Source organism: Vreelandella titanicae BH1, from assembly GCF_000336575.1.
Classification (GTDB): Bacteria; Pseudomonadota; Gammaproteobacteria; order Pseudomonadales; family Halomonadaceae; genus Vreelandella; species Vreelandella titanicae.
In genome coordinates this window covers 1-20,900 of sequence record NZ_AOPO01000011.1, presented here as the reverse complement: position 1 = coordinate 20,900, position 20,900 = coordinate 1, and the positions used below count along the sequence as shown (strand labels likewise).

The following is a 20,900-nucleotide window of genomic DNA, read 5'->3' as shown; positions in this document are numbered from 1 at the left end:
GCAAAACAAATGAAGACGCATGACACTACCGATGTCGCCATCATCGGCGCAGGCCCCTCCGGCGCCGCTGCGGCCGCTTGGCTCGCCCGGCGAGGCATCAATGTGCGGGTTATCGAGCGCCAGCGCTTTCCGCGCTTTTCCATCGGCGAGAGTCTGCTGCCACAATGCATGGTACATCTTGAGGCTTGCGGCCTGCTCGACGCCGTTCAGACAGGTGACTTTCAGTTTAAGAATGGCGCTGCCTTTACCTGGAGAGACCGCTATGCCGCCATCGATTTTCGTGACAAGTTCAGCCCTGGCCCCGGCACCACCTGGCAGGTCGAACGTGCTGATTTCGATCAGCGCCTGATCGACGGCGCGCGTCAAGCAGGTGCTAGCGTCGAGTTTGAAACACAAGTCGAGGCCTTCGTTGCCGACCACGATCGACCCAGCCTTACACTGGTTGATGCCAATGGCGAGCAACGCTCGCTACAAGCCCGCTTCGTACTTGATGCCAGCGGCTATGGGCGTGTTTTAGCACGTCTCACCGGTCTTGCTCGGCCTTCGACTCTCGAATCACGCTGTGCGCTGTTTACCCACATTGAGGACCGTATCGATTGTTCGCACTATGATCGAGACAAGATTCTGATCGGTTTGCACCCTGAACATTCGGGCATCTGGTACTGGCTGATTCCTTTCAGCCAAGGGCGTGCGTCGGTCGGTGTGGTGGGCGACCGAGCAACGCTGGAAGCCGCCGGTGTCGACGACAAAGAGCGCCTATGGCATTTTCTCCATGCCGAGCCCAGGCTCAACAAACTGTTGGTCAATGCTAAAGCCATACGCGATATCGGCCGCCTGGAAGGTTATTCCGCTGATGTCGAGCAACTGCACGGCCCCGGTTTTGCTCTCTTGGGTAATGCGGGCGAATTCCTTGATCCGGTGTTTTCCTCGGGGGTAACCATTGCCTTGGACTCAGCCCTGCGTGCCGCTCCCCTGGTCGAGCGGCAGCTCGCTGGCGAAAAAATCGATTGGGATAGCCAGTTTGAACAACCACTACGCCGTGGCATCGCCACCTTCCGCGAGTTTGTCGACGCTTGGTACGATGGTCGCCTGCCACGCATTATCTTTAACGATCAACAGATACCACGCATACGCGAAATGATCAGTTCGGTACTCGCCGGCTATGCCTGGGATGAAGAGAACCCATTTGTCGCCGCCAGTCGCCGTCGCCTTCACAGCTTAGCTGAGGCCTGTAGCGACATTTCGAGCCATGCCACGGGTGAGGGTTGATGGCCATGAAGTTACCCCCTTTCGTGCGTCAGGCATGGCTGATCATCGCTATAACACTACTGGCCGGCTGCGCCGGACGGCCGGTCGCTACGCTTCCGGGGCTATCAACGTTGCCGGAGATGGAGACGCAGATGCAACGCCTGACGTTTTACCATCACGACCAACGGCATGAAATGATCGGAGTGCTGCGCCACGATGACATGTCGTTGCGTCTGGCCATACTCAGCCCACAAGGCCAGCGCTTGCTGACCTTGGTACATGATGACGATGGGAGCCGCTTTCTTCACGATGCCTCGTTCGAGCCACCCTTTTCGGCCGAATGGCTCGCCAGTCGCTTGAGCTGGAGCCTATGGCCCTCAACAGCTATTTCCCAAGCCTTCCACACCAGTGCCTGGTCGCTGGAAGAGGATCAAAAGGGTCGTACCATTCGCTACCATCAGCGCGTCATCGCTCGTATCAGTGGTGACGCCTCATGTCGGGTAATAGAAGACATTGAGGCTAATTACCGATTGTATATTGCACGACTTGATGACACCGACCGGACGGCAGCCACATGCTCAGCCCAGTGACTTCCTTTCAGGCGCAACCCTGCCGCCTGCTGCCGCCAGCACTGGTCTGCTCGATTGGCGACGACTTAGCGGCAATCACCGACGCCCTGTTCAACGGTCGGCGTGGGCTGGTGTATGACGACGTGTTTACACCAGGCCGCTCCTTGCCACTAGGACGGGTAACCACTGCATTACCCGATGCCCGCGATTTACCACCGGAGCACCGCTCGCGCAACAACCAACTGCTGGCCGCTGCACTAGAGCGGCTGGCACCGACACTCGACGCCTTTCGCAAACGCAGCCCCCAAGCGCGTATCGGCGTGGTGCTCGGTACCAGCACCTCGGGAATCGGTGAAACCGAAATGGCTGTGGGAGAGCGAATGAAAGAAGGCAAGTGGCCTAGCGATTTCCATTATCAACGCCATGAAATCGGCTCGCCGGCCAAGTTCATCGCCGAGCGGCTAGGCCTTGAGGGGCCAGCCTACACACTGTCCACTGCCTGCACCTCCAGCGCCCGGTCTCTCGCCAGTGCCAAACGCTTGCTGACGAGCGGTATCTGCGACGCAGTTATCGCTGGTGGCGCCGATAGCCTTTGTGGCTTGACAGTCAATGGCTTCGCCTCTCTTGAGGCGCTCAGCGATCACCCCTCCCAGCCCTTCTCAGCCAACCGTGATGGCATCAACCTCGGAGAAGCAGCAGCGCTGTTTCTGGTCACCGCCGAAACCGGCGGTATTCAGCTCAGTGGTTACGGCGAGAGCAGTGACGCCCACCATATTTCAGCGCCACGGCCCGACGGCCAGGGCGCTATTCGCGCCATTCAAGCCGCCTTGAAGATGGCTCAACTACCCGCCACGGCCATTGATTACCTCAACCTACATGGCACTGCGACACGCCAGAACGACAGCATGGAAGCCATTGCGGTCGCGCATATCTTCGGCGATAAGCTGCCATGTAGCTCAACAAAGGCGTTGACGGGACATACCTTAGGTGCCTGCGGTGCATTGGAAGCAGCGTTCTGCTGGTTAACGCTCAACGCCGGTCGTCTTCCACCCCAGGTTCACGATGGTGAGATCGACCCGCAACTACCATCGCTGAATTACGCCACGGCAACCCAACACGACTGCCATCGGGCTGTCAGCAACGCCTTTGCTTTTGGTGGTAACAACATCGCCTTGCTGTTGGAACGTTTTAATGAATGATTCACGCTTCTCCTGCTTACCTGATTTGCCTTGCGATATCGCCCCTTACGTACCGCATCGTTATGGCATGTGCCTACTGGATACGCTACTCGCGGTGGGCGAAGAACACCTGCATGCCAGCGTAACGCCTCAACGCGATGACCTGTTTGCCACCCACGATGGCATACCTGGCTGGGTAGGACTGGAGTGGCTTGCCCAGGCGATTGCCGCCTGGGCTGGCATTCAGGCCGTGGCGGGTGGCGACAAACCGAAAATCGGCTTTTTGCTCGGCACTCGTCGCTATCAATGCCAGGCACCGTTTTTCAGTTTCGACCAGCCGATACGTATTGAAGTTGAACTCAATTTTCGTGCTGACAATGGCCTGGGCGCTTTTCATGGGCGTTTGTTTGACGCTAATAATCAGCCTATCGCCAACGCTACACTCAACGTCTTTCAGCCCGAAACGCGGCAAGCGCTGGACGTTATTCAACAAGGGAGCACCTTATGACGAATACCATCCTGGTCACCGGATCAAGCCGCGGCATCGGCAGCGCCATTGCCCTGCGCCTGGCGCGGGATGGCTTTGATATCGTGCTGCACTGCCGTCAACGCCAGGCAGACGCCGAAGCGGTCGCCAACGATATACGCGCACTGGGGCGCAGTGCCCGCGTGCTATGTTTTGATGTCGCTGACCGTGCCGCCGCACGGCATGCCATAGAGACCGACATTGAAGCACATGGTGCCTATTATGGAGTGGTCTGCAACGCTGGCATTACCGCCGATGGCGCCTTCCCCGCTCTCTCCGATGAAGACTGGGATAGCGTCATTCACACCAATCTCGATGGCTTCTACAACGTCGTTAAACCCTTGGTCATGCCGATGGTTCGCCGCCGGGCACCCGGCCGTATCGTCGTGATGTCTTCCGTTTCGGGAATGATGGGCAATCGTGGCCAAGTCAATTACAGCGCTTCCAAGGCCGGACTGATCGGTGCGATGAAGGCGTTGGCGGTGGAACTGGCCAAACGGCGAATTACGGTCAATTGCGTCGCCCCAGGGCTGATCGATACCGACATGACAGATGAATTGGTAAATGAAGAAGCACTCAAGCTGATTCCCATGCGCCGCACCGGAACCTGTGAAGAAGTGGCGGCCACGGTGAGCTTCCTGTGCTCGCACGATGCAGGCTATATCACGCGGCAGGTTTTCGCCGTCAATGGAGGAATGTGCTGATGCCAAACAACACATTACGCCAGGATGGGCTCGGTCGCAGAGTGGTGGTTACAGGGATGGCCGGTTTCTCACCGATCGGTAATGACTGGCCAAGTATGCGTGCACGCCTCGAGCGACTACAAAATGGTATTCGCTATATGGATGACTGGGATAGCTACGAAGGTCTCAACACTCGGCTCGGCGCTCCCGTCAACGACTTCACACTACCCGGGCATTACCATCGCCGTGCACTGCGCAGCATGGGCCGGGGAGCACAAATGGCGACCCGTGCCAGCGAACTGGCACTAGAGGATGCAGGGCTACTTGACTCGACGCTCTTAGGGAGTGGCCAAATGGGGATCGCCTATGGCGCGTCAGCGGGAGAGCCCGACGCCGTCGCCGACTTCGGCAACATGTTAATCAACAAGTCGACCGATGGGCTTAATGCGAACTCCTATATCCGCATGATGGCCCATACCGCGCCGGTCAACATTGGTGTGTTCCTCGGTGTGCGCGGACGCATCTATACCACCTCGAGTGCCTGCACATCGGGTAGCCAGGGCATCGGCTACGCCTATGAAGCCATTCGCTTCGGGCGCCAGACAGCGATGATTGCCGGTGGTTGTGAAGAGCTATCGGCCTCTGAAGCAGCTGTCTTCGACACACTATTTGCCACCAGCACCCGCAACGATGCGCCACACACCTCCCCACGTCCCTTCGATACCGAGCGCGACGGTCTGGTGATCGGCGAAGGTGCTGGCACCTTGATCCTTGAAGAGCTTGAGCACGCCCTGGCACGGGGGGCCAACATCTACGCCGAGCTAGTGGGCTTTGGCACCAACAGCGATGGCCGCCATGTTACTCAGCCCGACGCCCGCATCATGGAGCAGGCTATTCGCCAGGCGCTCGATGACGCTGGCTTGCAGCCAGAACAGATCGGCTACGTCAGTGCCCATGGTACTGCCACCGACCGTGGGGACATCGCCGAGAGTCATGCCACCCATGCCGTTTTCGGCTCAAAACTCCCGATTAGTGCCTTCAAAAGCTTTACCGGCCACACACTGGGCGCCTGTGGCGCACTGGAGGCCTGGGTCGCTATCGAGATGATGCGTGAAGGGTGGTTCCATGGCACTGCTAACCTTGACCAGCTCGACGACGCCTGTGCAGCACTCGACTACCTAAGCGGTCAAGGACGTCATATCGATTGCGACTATGTCATGAGCAATAATTTTGCCTTCGGCGGTATCAACACTTCGTTGATCTTCCGGCGTTGGCTCTAAAGGCACGACACCGTGCCACTCAAGGTGCCTGGTATCAGGTGCTTACAACCCAGCGAAAAGGAACGCTAAATGACCAGAGGATTGATTTTATTCACTATGTTACTGGGGGCTCTGCTGCTGAGCACAACTAGCTATGCACGGGATACCACCCACATGCTGTCGATTGAAGAGGCCATGAATACGCCTGCAGCCAGGGAACGGCTCGATCCCAACATCCGCTTTTTCTTTGCCGATACCCCGCACGGCGAGGTCGCCAACGAGTATGGCAACTTCGTTACCAGCAAAAAGACCAATGCTTTCAATAAGTCTGATGAAGAAGCCTGTCAATGGGTCATGTTATCAGCGCTAATCAGCCTGCAAGATCGTATCAAAGCCGAAGGTGGCAATGCGGTCGTCAATATAGAAAGCTTTTACGACCGTCAGCCGATGGCATCAAATACTGAATACGAGTGCCATGCCGGGGCCATCATGGCAGGCGTCGCCTTACGCGGCGATGTGGTCACCCTGCGTTAATAATGACGCCTCGTCTCGACATGTTGTTAGTACAAGCTCCCGCTGATAGCAGCGGGGCTTGTCTATCACGGCTGGGAAGAGAACTGCTCTCGCAGCTCACGGCAGCACACGGTTTCCACTGCCCAGTGGATGAGTGGACGCCCAGAGGATGCGGCGCACCGCGGCATCCCGCGCTTCCCTCCCCCTGGCGGGCGTGCCTCTCCCATCGCGGCCTGCGCGTTATCGCTGGGATCGCCACGGTGCCAGTGGGCATTGATATCGAGCAAGTGCGTTCCCGACACAGAAACCGGCTAAGCGGACTGGTAGCGTGCTTGCCTGAAGCCGATGTGCGCCATGAGATAATGGCGTCCACTGCCCCTTTAAGCATGTTCTATCGAGCCTGGACACTTCACGAGGCGTTGTTCAAGCTTGATAGCCTCTGCGGTAAAACGCCCCATCATGTACTAGGCACTCGTCTTTCTCGACTGCTTCCCGGTGGGGGTGCCCACGCTTGGCAGTGGCAACATGAGAACTGGACAGTCAGTATCTGCTGCCAATATAGCTTGCTGCAGATTCGCTCGTTACCCAGGCTCTCCATCAGCAAAAGCGATGGCCTATTAAGCTCCCCACCAGCGTGGCAATAGCGCACGTACGCTGGCCTGGGCAAAACGATCATCCATTAATACCACAACCCCTTGATCTTCTGGACTGCGAATAACGCGACCTGCGGCCTGCACCACTTTGATCATGCCGGGAATGCGGTAGGTATAGTCGTCACCTTGGCCGAAGCGGGCGGTTAGTCGTGCTTTAAGCGCTTCGTTAAAGTCGTTAAACGGCGGTAGTCCCAAGGTGGCGATAAAGGCTCCGATCAATCGGTCGCCGGGCAGGTCGATGCCTTCTGCAAAGGCACCGCCCAACACCGCAAAGCCGATGCCTTCTCCACCGGGTGCAAAGCGCGCCAGAAATTCCTCGCGCTGCGCTTCCGGCATCCCGCGGGTTTGGCTGAAAACGGGTACTTCCGGGTGCGCCTCGCGAAACCGCGCCAGCGCTGCCTCCAGGTAAGCAAAGCTGCTGAAGAACGCTAAATAGTGGCCTGATTTGCGCTGATACTGCTGCGCCATGGCCGCGACGATAGGATCGATAGAGGCGTCCCGATCCCGAAAACGCGTGGAGATATCCGTGCGTATACGCACCTCCAACTGACACGCGGTAAAGGGCGATGCCACTTCCCGCCATACCGTGTTTTCCTGCAAGCCCAGCAGATCCCGGTAGTAGTGGGCAGGGTTTAACGTCGCCGAAAACAGCACCACTGAGTGGGCCGCGTTAAACCGTGCGGCCAGAAAATCGGCGGGTATCAGATTGCGTAACCCCAACACCGCCCGACCGCGCCCATAGCGGGTAAGATCACACAGGGAGTGCTCACCAAAGCGCTCCGCCAGGCGGCAGAATGCCAGCGCTTCAAATAACAATTCCTGTAGTTCCAGGCTGGCATCTTCGGGGTGCTCACCCAGGTGGTCAGTGATGGCGGCGCCCACCTGTTGGGCAGCGGTGACTAGCTTGTCGGGCAATACCGTAAGCAGCCGGTAGGCCGGTTTCCTGGGGTCGCCCTCCTCTTCCAGCCCTGCTTCTTTAATCACCGCTTGCCATTGGCGGGACAAACGACCCAGGGGCCGGGAGAGCGCTTTGGGCGCAGCACGGCGAACCCGGTTGAAACGCTGCTGATCGAGCTCGGCGCTGTACATGCCGCGGGCGCGCTCAATCAGATTATGCGCTTCGTCGACCAGCACGCCCGTTCGCCAATCGTTGGCCTGGGCCAAACCGTGCAGCAGGGCGTGGCTATCGAACCAGTGATTGACGTCACCGACGATCACATCCGCCCAGCGCGCCAGCTCCTGGCCGAGATAATACGGGCAAACATCGTGGGCCAACGCCACTTCGCGCAGCGCGTCGCGATCCAGCCATCCCTGATCCACCGCCGCCTGGCGTGCTGCAGGCAGGCGATCGTAAAAGCCGGCGGCCAATGGGCACGACTCGCCGTGGCAGGCGCGATCTGGGTATTCGCAGGCTTTCTCCCGCGCCACCAGTTCCAGCACCCGCAGAGGAAGTGTTTCATCACTAGTGCGCAGTGTAGCCAGGGCATCCAGCGCCAAACGGCGGCCAGGGGTTTTCATGGTCAGAAAGGCGATCCGATCGAGCTGCTGGCGGGGCATGGCCGAAAGCATCGGAAACAGCGTGCCCATGGTTTTACCGATGCCGGTGGGCGCCTGGGCGAGCAGGCAGCGCCCGGTGCTAGCGGCTTTGTAAACGTCTTCAGCGAGTTCGCGCTGGCCGGGGCGAAACGCAGCATGGGGAAAGCGCAGGGTCTGCAGACCGCTATCGCGATCCTGACGGTGCCCGGCCTCCTGTTCTGCCCAGGCAAGGAAGCGTTGGCACTGATCGGCAAAGAACGCCTGGAGTTCGTCGGCAGTGGCTTCCTGGCTGATCAGGGTCTCTTTGCCGCTGGCAATATCCAGATAAACCAACGTCAAGGTAATCTGTTCCAGCGCACGCTCAGCACACAGTAACGCGCCGTAGACTTTTACCTGCGCCCAGTGGAGGGCGCGCTGATTATCCGCCATGCGCTCCAGGCTGCCACGGTGGGTTTTGATCTCCTCCAGGCGGTTGGCCGTGGGGTCGAAACCATCGGCGCGGCCGATAACTATCAGCCCTTCAAACTTCCCCGACAGGGGCAGTTCAGCGAGATAGTCTTCTCCCCGGCGGCTGGTCACTAGCGTATGCCCTTCCATCCCTTCGCGCGCACTGGGCGCCGGGGTAAAGCGGTGATCGAGATCCCCCTGCCGAGCAGTGAAGTCGCACAGCGCGCGCACTGCCACGCGATAGGTCGCGCTCATGGTTCAGGCTCGTCGCCAGTCGACCAGCTCACGTAACACACCGCCACGGGCATGGCATGGCGGTGAAAAAACGTAAGCCAGCGGCGCTGGTTATCCTGCAGCCGATCGCCGGGGCCTTTGACCTCAATCATCCGATAGCGTGGCTCGCCAGCGGGCGCATCGGGCATAAATTGAATTAAATCCGGTAGCCCGGCCCGGTTGGCTTTCAGATCCCCCAGCAACCGCTCAAAGCACAGGCGTAGGTGCACGGCGGGAATGCACGTCAACGCCAGCTCAACCAGCGGTTCATCGACAATCGCCCAGTGCACAAAGGGAGACGCCAGGCCGTGTTTCTCCCTCCAGGTCGCCCGAATCACCTCTTGGTAGCTGCCATCTTCCAGGTGCGCCAGGCAGGCATCGAAGGTGTCTCGCCGCCGCACCACGAAGTCCTCACGGTACAAGTCAGCTGGGCCATGGTGAAAGGGGTGGAAGAAAGCCCCCGGTAATGGAGCGAAAATCGCTGGCCAGCAAAGCAGACCAAACAGCCCGGTCAGCAGCGAGTTTTCCACGTAGTAGACCGGCGCCCCAGGCTCGCTGAGTGCCTCGACCACGGCGCGTTCGACCCACTGCGGCCCGGGCAATGATAAGTCCCAGCGCTCATGAGTGGGTTCGGAGTCGCTCGGCTCAGCAGGCAGTTTAAGCCGCCGCTGTAAGCGCGGCAGAATCCGCACCAGCGCCTGGTGCTCGGTTTCGTTGGGGCTGCTATTAAGGGCTTGGGTCGCCAGCTCAAAGGCCGCGGTGTGTTCGCCTTGGCGCTCCAACACACGTAACTGCCGAATGCGCGCTTCGCTACTGGCGGACTCGCGATACAGTCTCAGCGCTAGCGCTGCGTCTCCGCTACGCTCTGCCTCACGGCCCAACTGGAGCAGTAACCGCGCGCGCCGTGTGGCTAGCCAGCGGTTATCCGCAGGCGGTGGCATTTCAGGGAATAGATCGGCGGGCAGCTCGCCGTCGTCCAGACGTTGGCGCAGACGATGGAGCGCTAAATACGTATCCACTTCATGGCGCGACTGGAAAGCGCGGGACTCTGGCGTGAAGGGCACACTTTCAAAACGCTGGAGGCCAAGCTCGGTTAACACGAACTCGGCCCAGTCCTGGCGCAGGTTGCCAAAAAACATCAGGCGCAGGCGGTCGCAGGTTTCCATGACTGTTAGCCGCAGAACTGGATCGTTTGCCTCGGGCCACCACTGGCATAACCGCTTGGGTTCATTGAGTTGGCTCGCCAGCGTGTCGTAGAGCACGGTTTTAGCGCTTGAGGCGCTCAGCCCGGCAGCGCGTATCTCCGCTACCAACGCCTGGCGCAGTTCGGCCAAGCGTAGCTGGTTAAACAGCTCATCAACGCTAAGCACCGATTCACTATCGACCCAACCTAGCGACATCAAGGGCGCCATGGCGCTGGCACTGTCGCCAACCTCGGCGTAGCTTAATTTGCTGAGCCGAAACAGCTCGCCCTTGCGCATCACCATGCGCACCAGCAGCGCTTGGGAGGCTTGCGGTAAGCTCTCAAACTGTTCAAGAAAAGCGAGCTCGTCTGCCGCGAGCAAATCAGCGTGGCGCTCCCCCACCCAGGCCAAAACGAAGCGAAAGTTCGTCAGGTAATAGAAGGGGTCATCAAGGGAGGCGGTAGGTGTCGCGAAAGCACTGTTCATTTATCCATTATAACAGTGCTCTGGCGATGCCGTACAACCCAGGTGCCGACAACAGGTTTCCGCGAGGGCGCTATGAACCCTTCCGTGGGCGCTACTTTCGACATCTGACCGCCATGGATGGCGGAAATGCCGGAATTGTCAGGAACCTTTTCCGGCCCTGTCGAAAGCCCCTCGCTTCAACCTGCCCTCGCACCTAGTTATAAAGGAATATTAACTATTCAATAAGAGCGTTTGAAAGGCCTTATAGGCCGCCACCACCGTTGCCATTTGCGCGGTATGCGCCTGCACAAAGGGCTCGCCGGTTAGGGTTTCATCAGGGTATTCAGTGATCAGCATCAATGGCGTTAATTGATTGGCATCTTCCGAGATTAGGTAGGGGAAGCCGTTCAACATCGGGAAGGTTAACGCTCCTGCATGAGTCTCAAATAACGCAATTTGCGCGGCATTAAATTCGACCAGCCCAGGCACTTGCGCAAGCTGCTGGGTAACGGCTTCCACCAACTGCTCGGCGGCTGTTTCGTAGCCTGGCTGATGGCGCAGGATCAAAAAGAAGCCCTTGGGAATCGTCCACATCTCAAAGCCGCGGGGCACGTAACCGCTTAACGGCCGCGTCCACTCATGGGCCGGGTAGCCGTGCAGATTGATATGCAGTCCGGCATTACTGAAAGCAAATGCCTGTTCACGAATAGCATGTTCAAATGGCTGCCCAAGCGGCTGGCTCTGGAGGTCATTACCAAAGGCGGTATAGCGCGCCGCGTGGTGCATATGGCGTGGCTGAGTGGCGACGAGCCGGCCTTGCAATGCGTAGCCATCAGGGTTTTCCAGCGGCGAAATGACGAAGTGGGCCTCAGGCTCACCGCTAAGCTGCGCCGCAGCACGCAACGCCCCCACCACGCCGGTGGTTTCGTTGGCATGCTGCCCCGCACTGATCATAACGGCGCGGTCACTGCCGACGATATAACGCGCCTCTACCGCTCTCCCCGCTCGTGTCTTGGCGTGTAACGCCTGACCACCCAGCGCTGCCAATAACACCTCTATTTGTTCAACGCCGATGGCCTGCTGAGCGCTCTCCAGTTCGACCTCGGCCCGCGGCAGTTGGGAGGCATCCAAAGGCCGTAGGCTGACGTTTAAATAGGCTCGCTCCCCCTGAGAGGAGACTTCCGGCACAATCTGCCCCGGCTGAATGGATCGATCCCCCAGCGCCAAACCTGCGCGGCGCTGAAAATACTCCAGCGCTGAGAAATAGAGCTCTTCATGGAGCGCCTCGGCAAGGCTGATATGCTCATCGTCCAACGCTAAACGGCGGTCACTACAGGGCAACTGCACCGTAAAGTTGAGCTCTTCAAAGTAGGGCGATGCTGTCTGCCACTGGGTTGAGGATAACGTCGCCATCGCCGCTTGAAACAGCGCTTCATAGTCCGTCTCAACAATTGACTCGCTTACCTCGCCATTGGGAGAGGTGAGCCGCAGCCAGCCACAGGGTGAGCACTGTGCTTCATCTACATGATCTAAATGTTGACGGTTAGGTGCATCAACCCAATACGTTTCCCGCTCCCCAGTGCTACGCTCCACACGAACGCGATAATGAAGAGGTGTAGAAATAGTGGTTGAAATAGTGGCAGGCGTAGCATCAACTTCTTCCCAGCGTAGCGCTACACCTTGCGGAAGTAGCGCCGCCAGCGGGTAGGCTTCCAGCAGAAAGCGGCGCGGCGCATGTGCTAACACCGGGTACTCAATTACCAGCGACCGCAGCGACGCCCACGAGAACTCCTCTAAAAAGAAGTGCACCAGGGGCTTATAGGCACTGCGCAGGCGCGCACTAATACCAGCAGCCTTGAAGGCCGTTTCTGTGGCTTGGCGTTCGCTTTCATCGTCGAAGACCCACGCCTCCAACTGATAGCCTTGATAGGCAGGCGTGGCGTACTCATCAAGCAAAGATCGCGTGGTGCGTGGAAACGAGCGCTCTAACAAGATCTCGATACGGGGATCGTTGGTCATAAGGAGGTGCGTCCGGTGGGATCCAAGGCATCCCGGAGCCAGTCACCCAGCAGGTTCAGCCCTAGCACGGTTAACAGAATAGCCAAGCCAGGGAACACACTAACCCACCACGCCGTTTGCAGATAGGTACGCCCTTCCGCCAGCATGCCGCCCCAACTGGGAATCACTGGATCCACGCCCAAGCCTAAAAAGGTCAGGCTGCTCTCAAGCAGAATATTATTGGCCACATTGAGGGTCATCAGCACGATGACGGGGCCAATCAGATTCGGCAACAGATGCTGGAACAGAATACGAATATCTTTCACCCCAATCGCTTTGGCCGCCAGAATAAATTCGCGGTCGCGCAGCGATAGCACCGAGCCGCGCACCAAGCGCGCGTACTGCACCCACTGGGAGATAATCAGCAGAATAATCATATTGGTTAGCCCGCCACCAATCACGGCGATAAAGGTAATTGCCAGCAGAATAAAGGGCAGCGCGAGCTGCACGTCGGCAAAGCGCATCACGATCATATCCAGGAACCCGCCGTAGTAGCCGGATACCAACCCCATAATGATGCCGATCACCACCGCCCCAAGGGCGGAGTAGACCCCAACTTTTAGCGAGATTTCACCGCCGATAATCACCCGCGCGAGCACGTCCCGGCCTAATGGATCCGTGCCCAGGGGAAAGCCAGGCTCCACCAGTGGCGGCGTTAAACGGTAGGCTAAGTTAAGCTCTGAACCTCCTCCGGGAAATAGCCAGCCGGAGAAGATCACCGCTAAACCAATACCGCCCACAAGCAGCACGCCAAGGATAAATTCAAGGTTTTTAAAGCGTTTCAATTTGTCGGTTTTAATAGCTGCGGTCATGGTTATTCCTTGCGCACCCTGGGGTCAACCAGGCCATAGGCGATATCAACAAGCAGGTTAATGGAGATGATCATTAACGAGAGCACGGTAATAACGCCTTGTAAGACGGGATAGTCCCGGGCCGATACGGCTTCGAAAGCCAAGGTGCCTAGTCCTGGCCAGTTAAAGACACGCTCGACCACCACGATACCGCCCAACAGACCACCGAACTGCAAACCAAAATAGGTGATCAGCGGAATGGAGCAGTTACGCAGCGCATGTTTGTAGAGTACGACCGTGTTGGAAAGGCCTTTTGCCCGCGCCACCATGATGTACTGAGAGCGGAGGGTATCCAGCATAGTGGTTCGCACAAGGCGCACGTTGGTGGCGGTTAGAATGATCCCCATCGTCGCCGCGGGCATAATGAAGCTGGAGAAGCCCTCCATGCCACTGGGCGGCAGCAGATTAAAAGTGATGGAGAGCAGCAGCACCAGCATGATGGCCAGCCAGAAGTTAGGAAAAGAGAGCCCGATCAGGGAAAAAATCCTGATCATCTGGTCGGGCCACCTTCCCCGCGATACCGCGGCCTTAATACCCAGCGGTATCGATACCACGATAGACACAAACAGCGAGGCAAAAGCCAGCGCCAAGGTGGCGGGCAGCGCGCGACCAATCAAGTCACTCACTGGGGTTCCGCCCATAAAGCTGCGCCCAAAATCACCCACCACCAGACCGCGCAGGAAACCGATGTACTGGGCCAGGAAGGATTGATTCAAACCCAAGGCTTCACGAATCCTTTCCAGATCCGCCTCGGTAATACTACCCGCCCCTTGCGCCAGCATGACCGCCGGATCACCGGTTAACCTGATCGCAAAAGAGACGATCAGCGTCACGGCGATCACTACAAAGACGGCCTGCAGTATTCGATAAAGAAGAAATTTTGCCACTATGACCCCAAGCCCGAAACGCTTACATGAAGCTTTTGTGAAGTGTCAGTGTGAAGAGCCGACCGCCCTTTCAAGCGGCCGGATGGCGTCACGTTTATTCACTAACGTCCACGTTGGTTAAACGCATACGGTTATCCGGGGCAGGTTCAAAACTCTCCACCCGGTCACTGACACCGTAGAGGGCATTGATGCTATAGAGCGGCATTTCCAAGGCGCGATCCTGGGTATACTGCGCAATCGCCTGGAGCAGCGTTTCTCGCTCTTCCTGATCAGTAATGCTGCGCTGGGCTTCGAGCATTTCATCTAACTCAGCGTCGCTATCATAAGGATTCCAGCGTTCGCCCGTGTGGTACATCAGGTAAGCGGTATTGTCGAAGTCGAACGTCCAACCGCCCCATTTCTGCTGGAACATCTCCCCAGTGCGGCCTGCCGGGATAATGTCGTTAAGTAGCACATTGGTTTCATATGGCTGGATCGAAGCGGTAATCCCCACCCCTTGTAGGTAAGACGCCACTACCTGGGCCACCTCACCAAAGGTGGCGTCGTTACCGCGCACATCAATCTGTACTGTTGCGCCTTGCTCGACGCCCGCTTCATCCAGCAGTTTGCGAGCCTGCTGCGGATCGTACGGCAGGGGCTCCATATCAGGGTCGTTGCCGAAGGACTGAGCGCCCTGGAAGCTGGCGATCATTTCTCCCTCACCAGCCAGGATGGAGTCGATAATCGCCTGTCGATCCACGGCCATGATCAAGGCTTTACGCACGCGTTCGTCGGCGGTAATACCGGATTGGGTGTTGAACCGAATCGCTTCCACCGTCGGCGAAGCCACGCTAACGATGCTGGCGCCGTCGTGGTTATTGATGGTGTCGATCATGCCGATAGGAATCGTCGGCGGAATAACGATATCAACCCGCCCAGCCTGCAGTTCAGCCACGGCGGTGGAAGGCTCGGAGATAAAGCGGTAAGTCACTTCGTCAAGTTTCGGCGCGCCGCCCCAGTGGTCAGCAAAGGCCTCAAGCTGAACGTCTTCACGAGGATTATATTCCACTACTTTGAAAGGCCCAGTGCCTACCGGATGGGTATTGAAGTGTTCATCACCATGCTCGGTCAGATACTCCGGTGGCACAATCATCGCCCCGTAGCCTGCTAGCTTAGTGAGCAGTACTGGGTCGGGCTCATTCAGGTGGAAGTCAACTGTGTACTCATCGATGACTTCCACGCTTTCAATCGCCGTGTAGTTGGAGCGCTGGGGCCCCTGCCCACCTTCCTCACCTAATAAGCGATCAAAGGTAAACTTTACCGCTTCAGCATTGAAGGGCTCGCCATTATGGAAGGTGACGCCTTCACGCAGAGTGAAACGGATACGGGTACCATCATCCAGTTCCTCCCACTCGGTTGCCAGACCGGGCACCAGCTCTAAATCAGGGCCTCGATAAGTCAAACCATCGAAAATATTGGTGGCAACCGAGGCCCAATTCACCAAAAAAGTGTCGATGGGATCCCAGCTACCCGGATCTTGCGGCGAAGCAATCGTTAATGAACCAGCCTGCGCAGAGGCAGAGAAGGCAGCGCTCAGAGCCATACCGGCGATGGCACCATTGAGCACGCGTTTGTTTTTCTTCATGGGATTACTCCTGTTGTTGTCTCACAGTTTTTATACCATCAGGAAACTAACTATGATGCCAAACGCTCGGCGCTGCCTACTTCCTGGGCAACGAAATGACCGCTAGCCACCTGCACTAATGGCCAATGTTCTGGCTCATCACCGACCTTACGAATGGGGCTAAGAATATCGCCCTGCAGCAATGTACGCTCCCGCCTCTGTGCGGGGTCGGCCACGGGCACAGCGCTCAACAGCTTGCGTGTATAGGAGTGCTGAGGCGAATCAAACACCGCTCGGCGCTCGCCTAACTCAACGACTTGGCCAAGGTGTAATACCGCTACGCGGTGGCTCATTTTTTCCACCACTGCCATATCGTGACTAATGAACAGATAGGCCAAGCCTTCGTCTTGCTGCAACTCCATGAGCAGGTGAATGATCTGCGCCTGGATGGAAACATCGAGGGCGGATAGCGCTTCATCAGCAATGATCAACTTAGGCTTGGAAGCCAGAGCGCGGGCAATACATACCCGTTGGCGCTGGCCGCCGGAAAATTCATGGGGATAGCGCTCAGCCTGATCAGCACTCAAACCAACGCGCTCAAGTAACTGATTAACGCGCTGACGGATTGCTTTAGCACCGTGCAACAAGCCGTGCGTACGAATGGGTTCGGCTATCGAAAAGCCCACGGTTTTGCGGGGATCCAAGGAGGCAAACGGATCTTGAAAAATGTACTGCACTTCTTGGCGCAGGCGCATTTTTTCTGCCCGGGACATATCGGCCACGGCCTTGCCACCAAAGCGTATCGTGCCACTGGTGCTTTCCTGCAACTGCTGAATGGTGCGCCCGATGGTCGACTTGCCAGATCCCGACTCGCCTACCAGCGCCAGCGTCTCTCCAGGAAAAATGCTGAAACTGACATTTTCCACCGCATGGACGCGATGGCTAACCCCCCCAAAGAACCCTTTTCGGATATCGAAACGGGTGACTAAATTTTCTATCTCCACCACCGGGGCTTCATCGATTCTAGCGGTATCCTGCTGACGACTTTCACCCAGAGTGCGCGCAACATTTCCATCCAGCACCACTAATGGATCCATGCGTGGAAGAGCTTCGCCCTGCATACTGCCAAGTTTAGGCACCGCCGCTAACAGTGCTTGGGTATAGGGGTGTTGGGGGCGGGCGAAAATCTCCTCCACCGCCCCTTCCTCGACCTTTTCGCCATGGCGCATGACCACTACCTGGTCGGCCATCTCCGCCACCACCCCCATATCGTGGGTAATGAAGATGACAGCCATCCCTAGCTCCTGCTGCAGGTCACGCATAATGGTAAGGATCTGCGCCTGAATGGTGACATCCAATGCGGTGGTGGGCTCATCGGCAACCAGCACTTTTGGTCGGCAGGCCAGCGCCATCGCTATCATCACTCGTTGGCGCATGCCGCCGGATAGCTGGTGGGGGTAACGTTTTAACAGCGCTTCAGCATCGGCCAGGCGCACCAGTTTTAACAGTTTTACTGCTTCGACCCGCGCCGCGTCTTGGGTTAGCTTCTCATGCAATACCAGCACTTCGGTAATCTGATCGCCAATGGTGTAAACCGGATTCAGCGACGTCATGGGCTCCTGAAAAATCATGGCAATCTCTTTGCCACGTATCTTGCGCATCGCCTTATCCGAAAGCTGGGTAAGATCTTGCGGTTGAGAGCCACTGGCGTCACGGTGGAACAGTATTGTGCCGCTGGTAATTTCAGCATTCATGTACTCCACCAAGCGCATAATAGCCAGTGAAGTCACCGATTTACCCGAGCCAGATTCGCCAACGATTGCCGTCGTTTTACCGGGATAAACATCAAAACTCAGATTTTTAACAACCTGGTTGGAGCCAAAATTCACGCCCAAGGAGCGAACCGATAGCGCTGGTGTAATGGTCACAAGATGTATTGCCCCCTGCTCTTAGATAGCGTTTTTTTAAAACGTTAGTCGAGTAGACATATCCTTTCAAACTACTCATCTTATTAAACTTTTGTCAATACATCGTTATTAAGCACCTACTAATTCTTCTGCCATTAAAAAATTCGGCTACCTGTTAAGACATACATCTCGCGCACAAAAAAAGCCCCATCGCAGGAGCTTTTGATCGCAGTTAGTGCTGATGGGTGCTGTTACCCCACCCGGTGCTGCTTGAGCACGGTGAGGCTTCGTTCTTCTTCGCTTTGCGGCTGGGAAGGTGCTTGACGGGTGCCGACCAGCACGTACCACTCGGCCTCTGAAAGGTAGGTTTGGCACCAGCGACCAAGGTCGGCTGCGCTCTCTTCGCGGCTAGAATCGCCGCAGCGGTAGTCGTTCGCCAAATGAAGGAGGTCTTGACGGGCGGTACGCGCACGGGCGTTGCCACCGTGTACTTTTACCAGCGGGCAGCGTCGGTCATAGGCAGCGTTGGTTAACGCATTAAGCCAACGCTCCAATTCATGTGCCTGAATTCCACCATACACTGCCACGCTTGAGCTCCCTGCCCCGTTTAAAGGGCAATAGCCTGCCCGATTTAGGGGCCGCTGTCACGGTTAACCTTTACCCTTGTTTAGATGCAGTTCCAGACCGTTTTATAGCGCCTGTTCAAAACCTTGTAACACGTTGACTACATTGACACCTATTTCATCTACAGCATAGCCCCCTTCCATCAGAAATACGCTGGGTAAGCCTACTTGGGCCAGGCGCTCACCTAACGCTGTGAAATCTTCGCTGGTAAAGGTGAAGGCACTTATCGGGTCACCTTCGAAGATATCGACCCCTAGCGATACGATCAGGCATTCACACTCCGCGGCTTTAATTTTCGCCAAGGCTAGCTCAAGTGTGGCCATCCACCTGGTAACGCTGGTGCCCGACGGCAACGGGTAATTGACGTTAAAGCCCTCGCCTTGCCCTTCGCCGTTTTCATCAGCGTAGCCCAAATAGTAAGGAAAGGTGACTTCAGGGTCGCCGTGCAGTGAGATAAACAGCACATCATCACGCTGGTAGAAAATCTGCTGGGTGCCGTTGCCGTGGTGAAAGTCGACGTCAAGAATGGCGACCCGGCGTTTGCCTGTATCTAAGGCTCGCTGGGCGGCAATGGCGGCATTGTTAAAGAAGCAGTAACCGCCAAACTGATCAAACGCGGCGTGGTGGCCTGGCGGCCGGCATAAACCAAAACTGGGTTCGCCAGTTTGCAGCGTATGCTCTACCGCGCCTAACGCCACATCTTTACTCGCCATGGCAGCTTCAAAGGTGCCTTCTGAGATCGACGTTTCCGCCGCCAACGCGTAGTAGCCTAGCTGACCGCTAACGGATCGCGGAATGCGGTCACCACGCATGGTTCGTGCGGGCCAAATATTGGGAATCGCCTCCCCCTCATGCCCAGCCGCCTGCCACTCTTGCCAACAGTTGGCTAGAAACCCCACGTACTCTTTGTCGTGCACCGCTAATACTGGCGCTAACCCATAGGCGCTAGGAGTACGAATATCCCCAAGCCCGGACTGTCGAAGATGCTTAAGCACTAGATCAAGGCGTTCAGGGCACTCAAACGGGATCACCAAAGCGCCATCGTGCAACTCCGTGCACGCTTGGCGTAAACGGCTATCCTCTGAATAAAACGTCAGCATGTGGGTTCCTTAATCTACGCCTAACGGTAAAGATACTAGTTAGCTTCTAATTGTACAGGCCACTGCTTGGCCCAGCGGCGCTTTTGGCTCGGCGTTTGTTGCTTTAACTGATATTCAGCCCGGCTTGCGGCGGCGCGGTCTTCAAACGGTTCGGCACCCAGCAGCGCAACAGGCGGATTTGCACGGGTATAACGCGCCCCTTTACCGGTGCAGTGCGCTTGATAGCGCTTTGCCAGGTTATTGGTAATGCCCGTATAGGTGCCGCGCTGGCACTCCAGCAAATAGAGATACCATTGCGGTTCGGCTTTGTGAGGCTGAACAATGCCACTATTCACCGCAACATACCTTTAATTTACGCCCACTACCACATAGGCACGGGTCGTTGCGGCGTGGTTTCAGGCGGGTAAGCGTGGGTGTTCCGTCTATATACCACCAGCGTTGCTGCTCTTTAACGAAGCGGGAGACCTCTTCTAATACATGCCAGCCTTTTTGCACTCGCCCCCTTTCATAAAAACAGGCACAAAAATGCACGTAACCGATATTGTCGAGCGGCGGTTCTGCGGAGACGATAGATAGCGACTTCCACTCAGCGTCAGGATCAGGCGCAAGCTCTGCAGGGCGGGTAGAGGGGTGCCATGTCGCCAACAGGTAGTCGCTACGCCCTAGCACAAAAGCCACATAGCGAGAGCGCATCAAAGCTTCAGGCGTGGGGGCAAGCCCGCCTTGGTGATAACGGCCACAGCACTTATCAAGCGTTAATAAGCTACCACAGGGGCAACTTGGATCAGTTGTGGAGGTCATAGAAAAGCTCGTTAGTCACATCTTTTATAGCCTAACCGATACGTCCTATGCGCGTCGCCCGACGCGTATCACTATTGTTCGATATTTATGCTGCGTTAGGTATATAGTAGTGGGGCAATACATTCAGACGATGGGGTACGAAACACGATCGATCATTCTTTCCAAAATTTTTGGAGGTTCTCCTATGAAGGTCTTTAAACCGGAATGGCAGTGCACGTTTAGCGTAAACGAAGGCGCGGAAGAATCAGCAACTTGGAAAGAGAAAATCGCGTGGCGGCTCAGGGGAGTTGCGGATCGGCTGGAAGGTGGTGGGCGCACGGTAAAAATCGATTACCGGGTGACGCCAGCGGTTAGCCAACAGGAAGTCGACACTTGCTTAGGCAAGGGCTTCGAAGTAACTCAACGCCTGCTAACGCAGTTAGCCCAACAGCAGGCGTGCGAAGATGTGATGCGCCATGCCAAAGCTGAGCTGTTCGAACAACATCCTCAGCACTGAAAAAGCGACATGGTATGAAAGCACTACAAAAAATCCCAC

General features: G+C 56.8%; 20 protein-coding genes. 9 read left to right on the top strand and 11 right to left on the bottom strand.

The genetic code is table 11. The features are described 5' to 3' along the window. Positions 1–9 precede the first annotated feature (9 nt). The 8 genes from HALTITAN_RS17445 (at position 10) to HALTITAN_RS24940 (ending at position 6,620) form a co-directional block, all read left to right on the top strand. On the top strand, positions 10–1,269 hold the full coding sequence (locus HALTITAN_RS17445) for an NAD(P)/FAD-dependent oxidoreductase (protein ID WP_039859929.1): 1,260 nt from the start codon (positions 10–12) through the stop codon (positions 1,267–1,269). A 5-nt stretch (positions 1,270–1,274) separates the two neighbouring features. Beyond that, positions 1,275–1,838 carry a DUF3261 domain-containing protein gene (locus tag HALTITAN_RS17440; protein ID WP_236614970.1) on the top strand — a complete coding sequence of 188 codons (564 nt, stop codon included), beginning with the start codon at positions 1,275–1,277 and terminating at the stop codon, positions 1,836–1,838. Continuing rightward, entirely contained in the window at positions 1,823–3,016 is a 1,194-nt protein-coding gene (locus HALTITAN_RS17435) for a beta-ketoacyl-ACP synthase (protein ID WP_051052116.1), read from the top strand. Before HALTITAN_RS17440 ends, HALTITAN_RS17435 begins: the two co-directional genes overlap by 16 nt. Continuing rightward, positions 3,009–3,503, top strand: coding sequence for a hotdog family protein (locus HALTITAN_RS17430; protein WP_051052113.1), 495 nt, complete (start codon positions 3,009–3,011; stop codon positions 3,501–3,503). The genes HALTITAN_RS17435 and HALTITAN_RS17430 overlap by 8 nt, the downstream gene beginning before the upstream one ends. Then, complete coding sequence (fabG, locus tag HALTITAN_RS17425; protein ID WP_039859927.1) at positions 3,500–4,225, top strand: 3-oxoacyl-ACP reductase FabG; 726 nt, start codon at positions 3,500–3,502, stop codon at positions 4,223–4,225. Before HALTITAN_RS17430 ends, fabG begins: the two co-directional genes overlap by 4 nt. Next, on the top strand, positions 4,225–5,484 hold the full coding sequence (locus HALTITAN_RS17420) for a beta-ketoacyl-ACP synthase (RefSeq protein ID WP_039859926.1): 1,260 nt from the start codon (positions 4,225–4,227) through the stop codon (positions 5,482–5,484). Before fabG ends, HALTITAN_RS17420 begins: the two co-directional genes overlap by 1 nt. 69 nt (positions 5,485–5,553) lie before the next feature. Then, positions 5,554–5,997 carry a hypothetical protein gene (locus tag HALTITAN_RS17415; protein WP_039859924.1) on the top strand — a complete coding sequence of 148 codons (444 nt, stop codon included), beginning with the start codon at positions 5,554–5,556 and terminating at the stop codon, positions 5,995–5,997. A gap of 2 nt (positions 5,998–5,999) precedes the next feature. Then, entirely contained in the window at positions 6,000–6,620 is a 621-nt protein-coding gene (locus HALTITAN_RS24940) for a 4'-phosphopantetheinyl transferase superfamily protein (RefSeq protein WP_141440139.1), read from the top strand. On the opposite strand, the gene HALTITAN_RS17410 is transcribed toward HALTITAN_RS24940, so the two are convergent. The 11 genes from HALTITAN_RS17410 to HALTITAN_RS17360 form a co-directional block, all read right to left on the bottom strand. Further along, positions 6,594–8,867 carry an ATP-dependent DNA helicase gene (locus HALTITAN_RS17410; RefSeq protein WP_009287874.1) on the bottom strand — a complete coding sequence of 758 codons (2,274 nt, stop codon included), beginning with the start codon at positions 8,865–8,867 and terminating at the stop codon, positions 6,594–6,596. The genes HALTITAN_RS24940 and HALTITAN_RS17410 overlap by 27 nt on opposite strands. Then, on the bottom strand, positions 8,864–10,555 hold the full coding sequence (locus HALTITAN_RS17405) for a VRR-NUC domain-containing protein (RefSeq protein ID WP_039859922.1): 1,692 nt from the start codon (positions 10,553–10,555) through the stop codon (positions 8,864–8,866). The genes HALTITAN_RS17410 and HALTITAN_RS17405 overlap by 4 nt, the downstream gene beginning before the upstream one ends. A 210-nt stretch (positions 10,556–10,765) precedes the next feature. Next, the gene (locus tag HALTITAN_RS17400; protein WP_009287873.1) at positions 10,766–12,553 is read right to left on the bottom strand and encodes a M14 family metallopeptidase; all 1,788 of its coding nucleotides are present in this window, start codon (positions 12,551–12,553) and stop codon (positions 10,766–10,768) included. Continuing rightward, a complete protein-coding gene (locus HALTITAN_RS17395; protein ID WP_009287872.1) occupies positions 12,550–13,404 on the bottom strand; it encodes an ABC transporter permease in 855 nt (284 codons plus the stop codon). Before HALTITAN_RS17395 ends, HALTITAN_RS17400 begins: the two co-directional genes overlap by 4 nt. Positions 13,405–13,406: 2 nt before the next feature. Then, complete coding sequence (locus HALTITAN_RS17390; protein ID WP_009287871.1) at positions 13,407–14,330, bottom strand: ABC transporter permease; 924 nt, start codon at positions 14,328–14,330, stop codon at positions 13,407–13,409. A gap of 94 nt (positions 14,331–14,424) precedes the next feature. Next, positions 14,425–15,954, bottom strand: a complete 1,530-nt coding sequence (locus HALTITAN_RS17385; protein WP_009287870.1) for an ABC transporter substrate-binding protein — start codon at positions 15,952–15,954, stop codon at positions 14,425–14,427. Positions 15,955–16,004: 50 nt separating this feature from the next. Then, positions 16,005–17,861 (bottom strand): ABC transporter ATP-binding protein, encoded by a 1,857-nt coding sequence (locus HALTITAN_RS17380; protein WP_051052111.1) that lies wholly within the window; start codon positions 17,859–17,861, stop codon positions 16,005–16,007. Between the two features lie 230 nt (positions 17,862–18,091). Beyond that, positions 18,092–18,427, bottom strand: coding sequence for a hypothetical protein (locus HALTITAN_RS17375; protein ID WP_022520776.1), 336 nt, complete (start codon positions 18,425–18,427; stop codon positions 18,092–18,094). 102 nt (positions 18,428–18,529) lie between these two features. Then, positions 18,530–19,564, bottom strand: a complete 1,035-nt coding sequence (locus HALTITAN_RS17370; RefSeq protein WP_009287869.1) for a histone deacetylase family protein — start codon at positions 19,562–19,564, stop codon at positions 18,530–18,532. A 35-nt stretch (positions 19,565–19,599) separates the two neighbouring features. Next, a complete protein-coding gene (locus HALTITAN_RS17365) occupies positions 19,600–19,899 on the bottom strand; it encodes a GIY-YIG nuclease family protein (protein WP_022520778.1) in 300 nt (99 codons plus the stop codon). Beyond that, positions 19,892–20,365, bottom strand: coding sequence for a YchJ family protein (locus HALTITAN_RS17360; protein WP_039859918.1), 474 nt, complete (start codon positions 20,363–20,365; stop codon positions 19,892–19,894). Before HALTITAN_RS17360 ends, HALTITAN_RS17365 begins: the two co-directional genes overlap by 8 nt. A 184-nt stretch (positions 20,366–20,549) precedes the next feature. On the opposite strand from HALTITAN_RS17360, the gene HALTITAN_RS17355 reads away from it, so the two are divergent. Then, a complete protein-coding gene (locus HALTITAN_RS17355; protein ID WP_022520780.1) occupies positions 20,550–20,861 on the top strand; it encodes a hypothetical protein in 312 nt (103 codons plus the stop codon). The last annotated feature ends 39 nt before the right edge of the window (positions 20,862–20,900 follow it).